9 protein-coding genes are annotated in these 14,067 nt (G+C 69.9%); 1 reads left to right on the top strand and 8 read right to left on the bottom strand.

What is annotated here, in order from left to right; translation table 11 throughout:
- Nucleotides 1–11 precede the first annotated feature (11 nt).
- Nucleotides 12–977 carry a family 43 glycosylhydrolase gene (locus AC1D29_RS07495; RefSeq protein WP_477895734.1) on the top strand — a complete coding sequence of 322 codons (966 nt, stop codon included), beginning with the start codon at nucleotides 12–14 and terminating at the stop codon, nucleotides 975–977.
- Between the two features lie 6 nt (nucleotides 978–983).
- Here AC1D29_RS07495 and AC1D29_RS07500 read toward each other — a convergent pair whose 3' ends face one another.
- The 8 genes from AC1D29_RS07500 to AC1D29_RS07535 form a co-directional block, all read right to left on the bottom strand.
- Complete coding sequence (locus AC1D29_RS07500) at nucleotides 984–1,838, bottom strand: hypothetical protein (RefSeq protein ID WP_477895736.1); 855 nt, start codon at nucleotides 1,836–1,838, stop codon at nucleotides 984–986.
- A gap of 42 nt (nucleotides 1,839–1,880) precedes the next feature.
- On the bottom strand, nucleotides 1,881–2,648 hold the full coding sequence (locus AC1D29_RS07505; protein ID WP_477895738.1) for an alpha/beta hydrolase: 768 nt from the start codon (nucleotides 2,646–2,648) through the stop codon (nucleotides 1,881–1,883).
- The gene (locus AC1D29_RS07510; protein ID WP_477895740.1) at nucleotides 2,645–3,682 is read right to left on the bottom strand and encodes a glycoside hydrolase family 43 protein; all 1,038 of its coding nucleotides are present in this window, start codon (nucleotides 3,680–3,682) and stop codon (nucleotides 2,645–2,647) included. Before AC1D29_RS07510 ends, AC1D29_RS07505 begins: the two co-directional genes overlap by 4 nt.
- Nucleotides 3,679–6,063, bottom strand: a complete 2,385-nt coding sequence (locus AC1D29_RS07515; RefSeq protein WP_477895742.1) for a glycoside hydrolase family 95 protein — start codon at nucleotides 6,061–6,063, stop codon at nucleotides 3,679–3,681. Before AC1D29_RS07515 ends, AC1D29_RS07510 begins: the two co-directional genes overlap by 4 nt.
- Nucleotides 6,060–8,999 carry a glycoside hydrolase family 2 protein gene (locus tag AC1D29_RS07520; RefSeq protein WP_477895744.1) on the bottom strand — a complete coding sequence of 980 codons (2,940 nt, stop codon included), beginning with the start codon at nucleotides 8,997–8,999 and terminating at the stop codon, nucleotides 6,060–6,062. The genes AC1D29_RS07515 and AC1D29_RS07520 overlap by 4 nt, the downstream gene beginning before the upstream one ends.
- Nucleotides 9,000–9,084: 85 nt before the next feature.
- The gene (locus AC1D29_RS07525) at nucleotides 9,085–9,969 is read right to left on the bottom strand and encodes a polysaccharide deacetylase family protein (protein WP_477895746.1); all 885 of its coding nucleotides are present in this window, start codon (nucleotides 9,967–9,969) and stop codon (nucleotides 9,085–9,087) included.
- Nucleotides 9,966–11,345, bottom strand: coding sequence for a glycoside hydrolase family 28 protein (locus AC1D29_RS07530; RefSeq protein ID WP_477895748.1), 1,380 nt, complete (start codon nucleotides 11,343–11,345; stop codon nucleotides 9,966–9,968). The genes AC1D29_RS07525 and AC1D29_RS07530 overlap by 4 nt, the downstream gene beginning before the upstream one ends.
- A complete protein-coding gene (locus tag AC1D29_RS07535; RefSeq protein ID WP_477895750.1) occupies nucleotides 11,342–14,065 on the bottom strand; it encodes an exo-rhamnogalacturonan lyase family protein in 2,724 nt (907 codons plus the stop codon). The genes AC1D29_RS07530 and AC1D29_RS07535 overlap by 4 nt, the downstream gene beginning before the upstream one ends.
- Between the last annotated feature and the right edge of the window lie 2 nt (nucleotides 14,066–14,067).

Raw genomic sequence — 14,067 nt, forward strand, 5'->3', positions numbered from 1 at the left:
CAGGCCCTCCCATGAAGCTCGCATCTCTTGCCCTCGCAGCCCTGCTGGTCGCGTCGCTCGCACAGGCCCAGAACCCGCTCAACTTCGGCAAGGACCTGCGCACCGCCGACCCCTCCGGACACGTCTGGAAGGACGGCAGGATGTGGCTCTACACCTCGCACGACGAGGAATGCCAGGCCGACTTCCACATGAAGGACTGGCATGCCTTCTCGTCCACCGACCTCGTGCACTGGACGGCCCACGGCGCCGTGTTGTCGCTCAAGGACCTGAGCTGGGCCGACGACTACGCCTGGGCGCCCGACGCGGCCTACAAGAACGGCAAGTACTACCTCGTCTTCCCCGCCGGCACCGGCGTGAAGGACCGGCAGAACCCCAGCAACAGCACCAAGTGGATGGGCATCGGCATCGCCGAGAGCGATTCGCCCGCCGGCCCCTTCAAGGACATGATCGGCGCGCCGCTGTGGCGCGAGCCCTACGCCAACGACCCCGCCCTCTTCATCGACGACGACGGCCGCGCCTACCTCTATGTGCATGCCGCGGGCGCCGATTACCACGTGGTGGAGATGGCCGACGACATGCGCAGCGTGAAGGGGCCGCTGCAGAAGATGGACATGGGCGGCTACGAGCCCAAGATGGAGGGGCCGTGGGTGTTCAAGCGCAACGGCCTGTATTACTTCACCATGCCCGAGGGCAACCGCACGCTGACCTACTACACGGCCAAGACACCGAAGGGACCCTGGGCTTACCGCGGTGTCTTCATGGAGCCCGAGAACGGCAACAACCACCAGTCCATCGTCGAGTACCAGGGCCGGTGGATCCTGTTCTATCACCGCTGGTTGGACGTGCCCGGCTCGGCCTGCGCGAAGAAGCAGCGCCACGTCGCGGCGGAGTATCTGCACTTCAACGGGGACGGGACCATCCGCAAGGTCGAGCGCACGCGCGAAGGCGTCAGCGACTTCCCCAAGCGCGTGCGCTGACCCCGGTCAGTCGGCGCCGTTGAAGCCTCGCTCGGCCACGCCGCGCCACACCGCCATCGTGCGGGCCGTGCGGCTCGGCGCCTGAGGCACGCGGACCGGCATGAGCCCGTCCATGGCGTGGATGACCCGCGCGAGGAAGGGCAGCGCAAAGAGCAGCGGCTGCGACATCAGCCGCAGGGCGTCGGGCGTGCCGGCTTGGAACTGCAGCAACTGGTGGACGGAGAACGGCAGCGTGTGCACATGCTGCGAGAGCTGCATCAGCAGGGCGCCATGCCAGTCCGCGTCCACGCCGCTCATCTCGCAGCGTTGCGGGGCGTCCAGGTGGAAGTTGGGCAGGTCGCTGCGCCTGAGCCGCAAGCGCAGCACCCCTTGCACATCCGCCGGCAGCGAGGCGAGGAACTCGTGCGTCTCCAGCGCCAGCTGCAGCCGCGCTGCGTCGGCCCGGATGCCCGCAATCGCCGGGTCCGTCGAGCCGAGGCGAGCCAGGACCTTCAGCCGCCCTGTGGCGTCGTGCAGCTCCCACCAGCGAATGCGAAAGCCACGCTCCGCATCCGCGACCGGGTGGCCGGCGATGTACTCGAAGGCGTCGTGCGCGTCGATGACGCACCGGGACAGAGCGCTCATCGATGACAGGTCCCACAGCTCGACCGGCATGGCCTGCGTGGGGTCGGGTGCCAGCCGGCGCAGCGCGATGCAGTGCGCCAGCAGCTTGACGAAGATCTGCTCGCCGTAGCTGGCCTGTGGCGTGCTGGCGGTGATGCCGGACGAGGCTGCTGACACTGCCTTGCCATGCTCCAGCACGGCGTCGAATTCGCGCACCCTGGCCCGGTAGTCATTCCACGTGTTGATCGCTTGCTCCATGCGGGATAAGTTGCCTCGATGAGCCGCAAGGGTAGCGCCCTCTCAGGCCTGAAGCTTCTCGGCCATCCAGCGGGTCGCCAGCGCCGGCCACTGGCCCTGCGTGCCGTCCAGCCCGCGCAGCGCAAAGCCGTGCTCGGCCTGCGGGAAGACATGGGCCTCGACGTCGAGCCGGTGCTGCTGCGCGGCCACGATGAGGTTGAGCGCATGCTGCACCGGCACGATGGCGTCGTGCAGCGCATAGGCCAGGAACACCGGGCAACGCGGCAGGCCGTGCGGCTCGCTCGCGATGCCGATGGGCCAGGCGTCGTAGAAGGCCTGCTTCTCGGGCGGTGCAAAGTCGGGCTTGCCGGCCGGGAACTTGTGGTCGCGGTGGTTGGCGTTCAGGGGCGCGTAGGCGATGACGGCGCCGGCGCACTCGCGCTGGCAGGCCATCACGCCGGCCAGGTGGCCGCCGGAGGACAGGCCCACGTGCAGCAGCGGCAGGGCGGGCAGCGTGGCGAGGTGGTCCAGCGCCAGCAGGCCGTCCTGCAGCGCGATGTCGAAGGGATGACCGTCCTGGCCGGGCAGGCGGTGCACCAGCACGTAGGCGTCCAGCCCCAGCGTGTTCAGCCACTGCGCGATCTCGACGCCTTCCTTGTCGTGCATCAGCTGCAGGTAGCCGCCGCCGGCGTAGACGAGAGCACGGCCGCGGGCCGGCGTTGGTGACGGATACGCGTGCAGCTCGGCGCGCGTGGGGCGGCGGCAGATGCGGTCGGGCGACGCGCCGGCCAAGACGTTGGGCGCGCCGGCGGACAGGGCGATGACGGTCATTTGGTCTCGGGCCGCGGCAGGCCGAAGTCCGGCATGCCGTCGGCCGTGAAGGCCAGCGGCTGCGCGCGCGTGGCGCGGCCGGTGTCCTTCAGCGGGTCGCCGACGATGTCGCGGTAGTTGCGGGCGTGGAAGACGTTGAGCACCTGGCCGTCCGGCTCGACGAGGAAGCTGTTGTGGCCGGGGCCGTACTGGCTGTTCTCGGGGCTGGTGCTGAACACCGGGCCGGGCGACTTGCGCCAGCTTTTCGCATCCAGCAGGTCGGCGTTCTCGTCGGCCCACAGCAGGCCCAGGCAGTATTCGGCGCCGGTGCCGGCCGCCGAGTAGCTGACGAAGACGCGGCCGCCGTGGACGAGCACGGCCGGTGCCTCGTTGACGATGTGGCGCACCTTCTCCCAGGCGTACTCGGGCTGGCTGATGCGCACCTGCGGGCCCTGCAGCTCGGTCGCGCTCTTCATGCGCGAGATGAAGATGTCGGTGCTGTGGTTCTTCTTGGCCGGGTCGGTCTGCGCCCAGGCCATGTAGCGCTTGCCGCGGTGTTCGAAGACGGTGGCGTCCAGCGTGAAGGTCTCCCACGCGGTCTTGACCTGGCCGCGCTCGGTCCACTCGCCCTGCATGGGGTCGGCCGAGGCGTTCTCCAGCACCCACAGGCGGATCTTCCAGGGTTCTTTGGCCTCGCCAGCGCTGAAGTAGATGAACCAGCGACCGTCCATGACGTGCAGCTCGGGCGCCCAGATGTTGCGGCTCATGGGGCCGCTGTCGTGCTTGCGCCAGACGACCTTGGGCTCGGCCGAGGCCAGGCCGGCGATGCTGCGTGCGCGGCGCAGCTCGATGACGTCGTAGGCCGGCGCCGTGGCCATCAGGTAGTACCAGTCGCCGTGGCGAAGGATCTGCGGGTCGGCACGTTGGGCGACGAGGGGGTTGGGCCAGGGCAGCGGTGCCGGGGCGGGTGCGGCGGGGGCTTGTGCGAGGGCGGGCAGGGCGGGCGCCAGCAGGGCCGCAGCCAGCGCCGTGCGGCGCGAGATCGGGTGAGTCAAGCAGAGGTCTCCATGCGTTGTAGCTTGCCGTCGCGGCGCTCGAAGCGGGCCGTCTCGCCGGCCTTCAGGCGCAGCGGCAGCTTCTGGCCAGCCCAGCGCAGTTCGGTGCTGCCGCCGACGGCGTTCGCAATTGTCAGGGCCTGCACCTCGCGGCCTTGCCAGGTCATCGCCAGCTCGAAGCCACCGCGCGCCCGCAAGCCGCTGATGCTGCCGGTGGGCCAGGCCGAGGGCAGCGCCGGCAGCAGCTCGATACGGCCGCGGTGGCTCTGCAGCAGCATCTCGGCGATGCCGGCCGCGCCGCCGAAGTTGCCGTCGATCTGGAAGGGCGGGTGGGCGTCGAACAGGTTGGGGTAGCTGCGGCTGGGGTGCAGCAGGCGTTGCAGCACCGAATACGCATGCTCGCCGTCCTTCAGACGCGCGAACAGGTTGAGGCGCCAGCCTATGCCCCAGCCGGTGGTGTCGTCGCCGCGGCGCTCCAGCACCTTGCGTGCGGCGACGGCCAGCGCCGGCGTGTCCTCGGGCGTGATCTGGTCCGACGGATAGAGCGCGTACAGGTGCGACACATGGCGGTGCTGCAGCTCGGGTGCCTGCAGGTCCCAGTCCTCCTGCCACTCCTGCAGCTGGCCGGCGGCGCCGATGCGGTCGGGTGGCAGGCGCTCGCGCATGGCCAGGCAGGCGCGCTCGAAGGGGCGGTCGGTGCGCAGCTCGCGCGCGGCCTCGGCACAGTGGGCGAACAGGTCGCGCAGCAGCTGGCTGTCCATCGCCGGGCCGGCGCAGACCGACGAGCCGTGCGGGTGCGCGTTCTCCGGCGAAAGGCTGGGGTTGGTGACCATGAAGCCGCTCTTCGGGTCGCGCACCAGCGTGGCGAGCTGGAACTCGGCGGCGCCCTTCATCAGTGGGTACAGGCGCTTGAGCAGCGCTGGGTCGCGCCGGAACAGCCAGCTCTGCCACAGCGTGTTGACCAGCCACACGCCGCCCATGGGCCACAGGCCCCACTTGGCGCCGTCGGTCGGTGCGGCCACGCGCCAGCCGTCGGTGTTGTGGAAGGCCACCCAGCCCGGCGCGTCGTACATCGCCCGCGCCACCTTGGCGCCGGTGATGGCGAGGTCTTCCACCATCGCGATCAGTGGCTCAATGGTCTCGCCGATGTTGCAGACCTCGGCGGGCCAGTAGTTCATCTCCGTGTTGATGTTGATGGTCCATTTGGACCCCCACGACGGGTTTGTTTTCTCGTTCCACAGCCCTTGCAGATTGGCCGGGAAGCGCGTGCCTGGGCGCGAGCTGGACAGCAGCAGGTAGCGGCCGTACTGCAGGTAGAGCGACGCGAGGCCGGGGTCCTGGCCTTCGGCAAAGCGGGCGATGCGCTCGTCGGTGGGCAGCTTGGCGTTGGGGCCTGCGCCCAGGTCGATGGCAACGCGGCGGAACAGCTGCTGATGGGCTTCGCGGTGGGCCTGGCGCAGTGTGTCGGGGCCGCGCGCGACGGCCGCGGCCAGCGTCGCCTTGTTGGCGACAGCGGGGTCGCCGGAGACGTCGTCGAAGCGCTGGTAGCCGGTGGCGCCGGCGATGAGGATGAAGACTTCGTCCGCGCCCTGCACCTGCAGCCCGCCGTCACGCGCGACGAGCGTGCCGCCGCGCGTGACGACCTGCAGCCGGCATTCGAAGGGCAGCCGGCCTTCGATGCCTTGCTGCGTCGGGCTGGTGCCCGCCACCCACAGCGTGTGGCCGCCTTCACCACCACTGCGCTGCTGGTGCGGCGCCGTCAGCGTGATGTCGGCGCTGATCCATTTCGGCTTGTCGGCGGCCAGCCGCACGACGATGAGCTGGTTGCCGGCGGACGCATAGACCTCTCGCGTCAGCGTCGCGCTGCCGGCGCGGAACTGCGTCGTGGCGACGGCCTCGTCCAGGTCCAGGCCGCGCTCATAGCCGCGCACGCCGTCCAGGCCGGGGAAGACGAGCAGCAGCTCGGCCAGCGGCTGGTAGCTCATCTGCTTCATCGGCTGGCCGAACAGCGTCTCGTTGGCCAGCTTCTCGGCCTCGGCGTAGCGGCCGGCGAAGACCAGCTCGCGCACCTTGGGCAGGCCCTCGCGGGCGAGCGGGTTGGTCGTGTCGTAGGGGCCGCCGGAGAAGAAGCTGCTTTCGTTGAGCTGCAGCCGCTCCGTGTGCGTGCCGCCGAACACCATCGCGCCCAGCCGCCCGTTGCCCACGGGCAGCGCCTGCGTCCACTCGTCGGCCGGGCGGCGGTACCAGAGGCGCAGCGGGTTGGGCGTGGCCGTCTGCGCGTGAGCGGCGGGCAGGGCCAGCAGCGGCGCGCCGAAGCGCAACAGGCCGGCCTGCATCAGTTGCTGCTGCAGCCAGGAGCGGCGCGAGGTGATGGTGGTCATGGCTGGCGATAGAACTCGGCTTCGACGATGGACAAGACGCCGCGCCCGAGGCTGGCGGCGCCGGTGTCGACGATTTTCTGGTTGACCACCTCGGTGTTGGCCGTGGCATTGCCGCCCTTGGCATCGCCGGTCAGCTCGATGCTGACGACCTGGCCGCGCCGGGGCTTGAGCGGCAGCGTCACGTAGCCCAGGCTGCGCTCGGTCAGGCCGCGCCAGACCTCGGTGCCGTCCACGCGGATGACCAACGGGTACTGGCGCTCTCGCCAGCCGCCGAGCTTGAGCGTGATCTCGCTCAGCGTCGCGGCCTCGGCCAGCTTGAAGCGGATGGCACCCTGGCCGGACTCGCTGGTCCACGACGTGCTCTCGTCGTCGTCGACCGCCTTGGCGGCGTCGCCGCTGGTGGCCTCGGCCGAGGCGACCGGCACGGCGATGCGGCTGACGGTGAACGACGGCGCCGCGGGGGTTGCGCCGCGCGTGGACTGCGGCGTGACGCCATCGACGGGGAAGCGCTTGCTCAGCCCGCCGATGACGGCCACCGGCTGCGAGCGCAACTCCAGCGTGGCGGGTGCCAGGCCCGCCGCCTCGGCGCGCAGCTTGATGACGCCGGCCTCCGTCGTGCCGCGCAGCAGCACGCGGTTCACGCCGCCTTCCACCGGCAGCTCCTTCGCCAGCACGAAGTTGGCCGGCCCCTGCGCGATGCCGCCGCGCCATTCAGCCGGGCCGTCGAGCGTGAACTTCACGCTGTCCAGCGCGACGGGGTTGCGTCGGCCATTCACGTCGACGACCTCGACCTGCACCAGCGCCAGGTCCGCGCCGTCGGCCTGCAGGCCTTGCGGATGCGTCTGCACGCTCAGCTTCAGCGCCGCAGGTGCGCCGGCCGTGATGCGCACGTCCTCGCAGACTTGCTTGCCGTCCTTGTCCAGGCCGATGACGCGCAGCTCGCCTGGCTCAAACTTCACGGCTGGGAAATTGAAGACGAAGGGCTCGCTGGCCTCGGCCGCGCCCATTGGCTTGCCGTTCAACGTCAGCAGCACGCGCTGTGCGCTGGAGATGACGGTGACGGTCTTCACCGTGCCCTGCGCGTAGTTCCAGTGGCCCAGCAGGTGCGCACGCGGGCGCTCGAGGTCCACCCAGCCGTCCCACACCACCTGGTGGGCGAAGAAGCCGTCCTTGGGGATGCGCATCGCGTCCACCTCGCCGCTGCGGCGGTAGTTCTCGGCGCCGCGGTGGTGGGTGTTGCTGTCGCTGAAGATGATGTTGACGCCGCCCGACGACACGCGCGTGCCGGTGCCGGGCCGCTCGCGCCAGTAGTCCACCCAGCGGCGCACGTCTTCCAGCGCGTGCGAGTCCTGGTTGCGGTTGTAGGTGGCGGCGCTCTGGCCCTTGTGCTCGGGGCCGTCGCCGTCGCGGTGGAAGGGCGGGCTCAGCTCGTCCCAGAACTTGCGGGCGCCCTCGTCGCGGGAGTACTCCATGGCCCACATGGGGCGGCGCGCGCTCTTGTTGATGTAGAGCATCTCGCCGCCGTACTCGGCCACGTCCTGCAGCGCCCTGGACAGCATCTCGCGGCTGCCCGCCGCGCGGCCGCCGTGCGGGTCGAAGCGGTCGCGCAGCGCGGTCACTTCGCGCATGTGCTCGGCGCTGACGCCGCGGTTGCCCGACTCGTACATGAGGATGCTCGGGCTGTTGCGGAAATAGATCATGGCGTCGCGCATGGCCTCCATGCGCTGCTCCCAGCGCCGGCCGGTCACGTCGGCCTCGGAGTCGCCGGCGGGCATGGCCTGCATCAGGCCGATGCGGTCCAGCGACTCGACGTCCTGCTTCCACGGCGCCGTGTGCATCCAGCGCACGAAGTTGGCGTTGCTGGCCAGCATCTGGCCGTTGCTGTAGTCGCTGAGCCAGGTCGGCACCGACAGGCCGATGGCGGGCCACTCGTTCGACGTGCGCTGCGCGTAGCCCTTGAGCTGGATGACGCGGCCGTTCAGTGTGACCATGCCGTTCGCAAACCCGGTCTGGCGAAAGCCGGTGCGTGTGACGACGTTGTCGATGGGCTTGCCGCCGACGGTCAGCGTCGTCTCCACGTCGTAGAGCGCGCCATGGCCCCAGCTCCAGAACTGCAGGCCCGTGACCGGCGCATGGGCACTGACGGTGGTGGTGGCACCCGCGGCGACGGTTTGCGTCGGCGCCTTGAAGGTGGCGACGACGCGGCCGCTGGTGTCGCGCAGCGTCACGTCGTAGCCGAAGCGCCGCGGCTTGTCATGCTCGTTGCGCACCTGCGCCTCGGCGGTGACGGTGGCCTTGCCCGCCTGGATGTCGAAGCCGGCCGCGTGCACGTAGACGCCGGTGGTGCCGAGGTTGGAGAACAGCGGCAACGTCTGGTAGAGCTTGTCCGTCACGTGCAGCCGCAGGTTCTTGGGCAGGCCGCCATAGTTGGCGTTGAAGTTGCGGTCGGCCCACTGGTAGCGCTGGTTCGTGGCCTGCTCGCGGTAGTCCCAGCGGTTGTCGGTGCGCACGGCGATGAGGTTGTCGCCGGGCTTCACCACCTTGCTGAGGTCGAAGCCGAAGGCGGTGACGCCGTTCTCGTGCAGGCCGATGCGCTGGCCGTTGACCCACACCTCGGCGGCCTGGCGGGCGCCTTCGAACTCGATGAAGACCTTGCGGCCCGCCACGTCGGCCGGCAGCGTGAAGCGCTTGCGATACCAGGCGATGCCGGTGCGGTGGTCGACGATGTCCTGGGCGAAGGCGTCGTCCTCGTTCCAGGCGCGGGGCAGGGTGACGGGCTTCCAGGTTTGGTCGTCGAAGGCGGGCGCTTCGGCGCCGGGGGCGTCGCCGACGTGGAGGCGCCAGCCGGGGTTGAAGTTGTAGACCTCGCGGGCGGCCTGGGCCGAGAGCGCGACGGTCAGACTCGCGAGGAGGGCGGCGATGCTTGGCAGCGTCATGGTGGGGGTGCCGTTGGGTTGTTGGCGAGCGCGGTGCCGGGGCGCAATCACGACTGGGGCCATTGCACAACGGCAATGCATCCATTCATGGCGCGGCCGCACAAAGCGTCTTGGGATCGAATGCTTCAGCAGCAGCCCTTGCAGGCAACCTGATGTGCTGCGCCCGCGCCTCCCGTGCAATCAGGCTGCCGCCGCCAAAGCGTCCATACGCCGGGTCCGCCTGAGCCTGCGCCAGCTGCACAAACCTCGCGCCAGCGGTCTTCAACCGAGCCAGCACCTCCGGCAACGTGACCGCACTGAACGCCCCCATGTGCGTCAGCAGCACCAGTGGAATCGTGCGCCCGTAGACGGCCTTGGACTCCGCCAGCGCCTGCGCGATGCTTGCGTCGACACCGCGAAAGTAATGCGCCGTCATCACCGCGACCGACGCCTCGTCACCCGCCGCCTTGCAGCGCGCATAGGCATCGGTGTAGTCCCAGTCCGAAAACGCCAGGCTCACATCGGCGACCTGATAGCCCCGCCCGCGCAGGAAGGCCAGCGCCGCATCGCGCCGCTCGCCGTCGCCCACCGACAGGTTGGGGTAGCGGAACCAGCGCCAGTCCGTACCCCCCATGTGCTTCTCAACCAAGGGCTCGCCAGCCGCCACGTCGGCGGTCCAGGCCTCCAGCGATGCCGCGCGACCCAGGTTCATGTGGCTGAACGTGTGGTTGCCCAGCGGATGCCCTGCTCGCCGCCAGGCCACAAGCACCGCGTCGCCCTCGGCCTCGGCGCCGCGTGCATTGACGAAGCCCCAGGCCTCGCCCACGCCAAACGTTTTGAACGCGCGCAGATGGGCCTCGGCCACCTCCAGCCGCGTCACGCCCGGCGGCAGCTTGCCGTGTGCCGGGATGTCGTCGACGGTGATGGCGACGTCGAAGGCCTGCGCTGCCGAGGCCACGGCGAGCAGCAGCGTGGCGAGCAGCGTTTTCATGTCGACACCTCGACGGCGTTGCGATGGTCGTGCGCTTGGCCGAGCAGCTTCTCGACCTTGACACGCTTGACCGTCACGCCGCGCACCGGCAGCGCCGCCTCGCCGCGCAGCCGGCTGATGTGCTTGGCCTCGCCGGCCTCCACGTCCGACACGAACAGCCCCTCGATGGGCGTCAGCCGCTTCTCCAGCGTCGGCATCAGCGTGCGCCATTGGTAGAGCACGTCCGTGTCCACGTCCAGCACGCTGCCGGCCAGCTTGTGCGCCTTCACGCGGCGCAGGTGGATGTTGCGCACGAAGCCGCCGCGGCGCTCGTTGGTCTTCACGAACAGCAGGTTGTTCAGCGGCACCTTGTGCGTGCTGGCGCGGTTGTCGACCTCGCAGTCCTCCACCAGCACCTCCGAGATGCCGCCCGCCAGTTCGCTGCCGATGGCCATCAGCTGGTGGCCATTGAGCACCTTGCAGCGGCGCATGACGATGTGGCGGGCCGGCGTGGCCAGCCGCCAGCCGTCGCGCTCGCGGCCGGACTTGACGGAGATCGCATCGTCGCCCTGGTCGAAGGTGCAGTCCTCGATCAGCACGCGCTGGCTCATCTCGGGATCGACGCCGTCGTTGTTGTGGCCGTGCGCGCGGATGCTGATGCCGCGGATGAGCACGTCTTCGCAGAGGAAGGGGTGGACCGTCCAGAAGGGACTGTTGACGATGCGAACGCCTTCCAGGCGCACGCGGCGGCAGCGGTTGAAGTGCAGGAAGGGCGGGCGCAGGTTGGCGCTGCCGTCCGTCATGCGACGCTCTCGGGCCGGCACACCGTCGACCGACATGCGGTACAGCGCCACCAGCGCATCCATGTGCGCCTTGGGCCGTGCGAACCATTGCTGCCAGACCTCCATCTGCGCCTCCAGCGAGCCCGATCCGGTGATCGCGATGTCCTCGCAGTCGTACGCGTAGACCAGCGGCGAATGGATCATGCATTCCAGCCCCTCCCAGCTCGCCAGCACGGCTGGCAGGTAGTCGGCCGGGTCGGGCGAGAAGCGCAGCGTGGCGCCCGCGTCCAGGTGCAGGTTGACGCGGCTCTTCAGGTGCACCGGGCCGGTGGGCCAGCTGCCGGGCGGCACGACGACGATGCCGCCGCCGGCCTCGTGCGCAGCGGCGATGGCTTTCGCGATGGCGGCTGAGGTCAGCGCCTGGCTGTCGACGCTCGCGCCCAGGTCGGTGATGACAAAGCGTGGTCGCCCATCGAACACCGGCAGGCGCAGCGGCGGCATGTCGAAGGGCGTGTTCTCGACCTTCAGCGACTGCGTCGGGAACGCCGTGCCGGCCGTTGCGCAACCCGCCAGACCGGCCGCCGCCGCCAGCACGACGCGGCGGCTCAGCGTCACGACACCAGCCCGGCCGCCTTGGCCGCCTCGTCCAGCGAGTCGGCGATCAGCGCCAGGTTCTGGATGCCGGCCAGCCCCCATTGCGCCGAGTCGTTGGTACTGATGCTGGGCTGTTCGTCCAGCGGCCGGATGACGTCCACGCCGGCAATGCGCCGTGTCGTGCCGCCGCCCTTGAGCGCGCGTGACGCGAAGAACTCGCGCCAGGCACGCAGCGCCAGCGCACGGTCCTTCTCGTGGAAGGCGGCGTAGGCCGTCATGCGCGAGCAGGTGTCCGTCAGGCTGCGGCCGCCGGGGTCTTTGCCCAGCAGCGCGGCGATCTCGTTCTTGGGCGCGTTGTAGTGGCGGCAGTACTCCAGCCAGGCCTTGCGGTAGGCGGGCACGTCCACCAGCGTCAGCAGCTCCGAGCTCATCTCGATGACGCCGAACACGCCGTTCAGGTGCGAGATGGAGACGTTGTCGCCGGGGCCCATGAACTTGCCCGTCTTGGCGTCGTAGGGCGCGCCACCGGCGAACCAGCGGCGCTTCAGGTCGCCGATGCTCTGCATGCCGTTGACGAGCTTGTCGCGCCAGCGTTTGTCGCCGGTGCGCTCCCATTCAGTCAGCCAGGCGGCGATCCACGAGCCCCAGGTGGTGCCGAAGCCGACGCCGGGCAGGCCCGAGGCTTCCGGCGGCGCGGCGCTGCGCGCGAGCTTGCGCGAGATGTCGACCTTGGCGATGTCGGCGTCGGAGTCGAGCAGTTCGCGGATCAGGTCGCCGCAGCGCTCGTCGGCGGTCAGGTAGAAGTAGATGCGGCGGTAGGCGGCGTTGGACACGCGCGGCTGCTTGGACGAGTCGGACCAGTGCTGCACCCCGTGGCGCGTGCCGAAGCCCTTGAACTCACCGAGGTGGTAGACGTCCACCTCGCCGGTGTGCCGCGTCATCGCCTCGGCCAGCCGGAAGATGTCGGCGCGGCCGGTGCGCAGATAGCTCATCCACAGCCACAGGTCGGTCGACAGCTCCGAGTTGTCCCAGGCATAGCCGCCGATGTCGTAGCGCCACATGTGGCGGTCGACGTCGTAGGTGTGCATGACGTCGCCGTAGTTCCAGAAGCCGTACCAGCGGTGCTGCTCGACTTCCTTCAGGTACTGGTTGAGCTGCAGCGCCAGCCGGTCCTCGATGAGCTTGCGGGCTGGCGAGCCGGCCTCGACCAGGTCCCAGTCGCCGAACACGCCGGCAGCATGGATGCGCTGCGGCGTGAGCATCGGCCGCGCCGGGTTGGCGACCTGCTCGGCCATGTCCGAGAACACCTGGTGCGACGGTGTGGCGCCCAGCACCCACAGCTGCAGCTCCGACGTGCGCGCCACGCCGACGGAGTTGTCCCAGCCTGCCTCGTAGTCCTCGTAGGTGATGTTGAGGCCTTCGATCTCCTTCTCGTGCGTGTCCATGTCGCCGCGCGAGCGGTAGGAGCGCATGTCCATGGCCGGGGCGGAGGGCGAGTACAGCCAGGCGGTCACATCGGCGAGTTCGGTCGCCGCGCCGCGCACGTCCAGGCGCACGGGGGCGCGCTGCCAGAAGTCCTTCAGGCCCAGCGCCACGCCGCCCGACGCACCGCCGGCATAGACCAGGCCCTTGGCTCGCGCGCCGCCGTTGGAGTCGATCCAGGCGGGGCCGCCCTGCGTGCGCTTGCGCAGCGTGAAGCCGTCCGCATTGGCCTGCGATAGCGAGAAGTCGCTCCACTCGGGGATCCACTTCAGGCCGTCCTGCACGGGCTTGGCCATGCCGCTCAGCGCGGGCAGCGCCTGGCCGGCAACTTGCGCGTCCTTGTAGGCCTGGCCGGGGTCGCGGCGCAGGCCGGTGACGGGCCGTACGGCCTCGCCCCACACGCCCACGCCTTCGCCGGAGAAGCGGATGTGGCGGTCGTGCGTGGCGTTGGTCATGGGCACCTGCGCCGTCACGCCCAGGCCGGCGATGAAGTCCTTGGCCGGGTCGCCGTCCCAGACGAAGGTGTGGACGATGCGCACGCTCTCGGCGCCGGCGTAGAAGTACAGGCGCACGGAGAAGGGCAGCCAGTCGCGGCCATTGCCTGAGTGGCTGCCGTCGAGCTTGAGCACGGCACGCACCGGGCCCTGCTGCTCGACGGTGACGGTGTTGACCTTGCTGCTGAAGGCCTGGCGCGCGACCTTGCCGTCCAGTTCGGGCTCGGCGCCGTCCTGGCGCAGCGCGATGAGCTTGAGATTCTTCAGCGTGACGCGGCCGGCGCGCGTGGCCTGCTCGATGAGCACGGCGCCGCGCGTGGGCACGGTCCAGGCGAGGTCTCCGGCGGTGATGACGATCTGCGTGGCCGATTGCTTCAAGCTCAACCCGCCCGCTGCGGGTGTGCCGCTTTCGAGCTTCAGCGGGCCCTGCGGCGAGCCGCCGGCCAGCGCATGCGCCGTCCACTTCAGCGAGCCATCGGGCCAGTAGGCCAGCGGCCAGGACTGGACGGCGTGCATGCCGAGCTTGAAGTCCAGCGCCTTGCTCGCCGAGCGCACCTGGCCGCGCGGCCAGGGCACGCCGAAGGTGGCGCCCTCGAAGCGCGACGGCGCGACGCCGTCCAGCCAGCGCAGCGTGGTATCGGCCACAGGTACGGTCGTCGTGGGCAGATTGGCCGTGGCCGCTTGCGCGGTGGGCAGCGACGAGGCGATGGAGGCCAGTGCCGTGGACTGCAGGAAGCCGCGGCGGGAGAAGGGTGACAGCTTCATGG

This window comes from Roseateles sp. P1_C6 (assembly GCF_056406315.1).

Coding starts and splice junctions, on each gene's coding strand:
- AC1D29_RS07525 (WP_477895746.1), bottom strand. CDS start 9,969: ATGAAAACGCTGCTCGCCACGCTGCTGCTCGCCGTGGCCTCGGCAGCG.
- AC1D29_RS07520 (WP_477895744.1), bottom strand. CDS start 8,999: ATGACGCTGCCAAGCATCGCCGCCCTCCTCGCGAGTCTGACCGTCGCG.
- AC1D29_RS07535 (WP_477895750.1), bottom strand. CDS start 14,065: ATGAAGCTGTCACCCTTCTCCCGCCGCGGCTTCCTGCAGTCCACGGCA.
- AC1D29_RS07500 (WP_477895736.1), bottom strand. CDS start 1,838: ATGGAGCAAGCGATCAACACGTGGAATGACTACCGGGCCAGGGTGCGC.
- AC1D29_RS07505 (WP_477895738.1), bottom strand. CDS start 2,648: ATGACCGTCATCGCCCTGTCCGCCGGCGCGCCCAACGTCTTGGCCGGC.
- AC1D29_RS07515 (WP_477895742.1), bottom strand. CDS start 6,063: ATGACCACCATCACCTCGCGCCGCTCCTGGCTGCAGCAGCAACTGATG.
- AC1D29_RS07495 (WP_477895734.1), top strand. CDS start 12: ATGAAGCTCGCATCTCTTGCCCTCGCAGCCCTGCTGGTCGCGTCGCTC.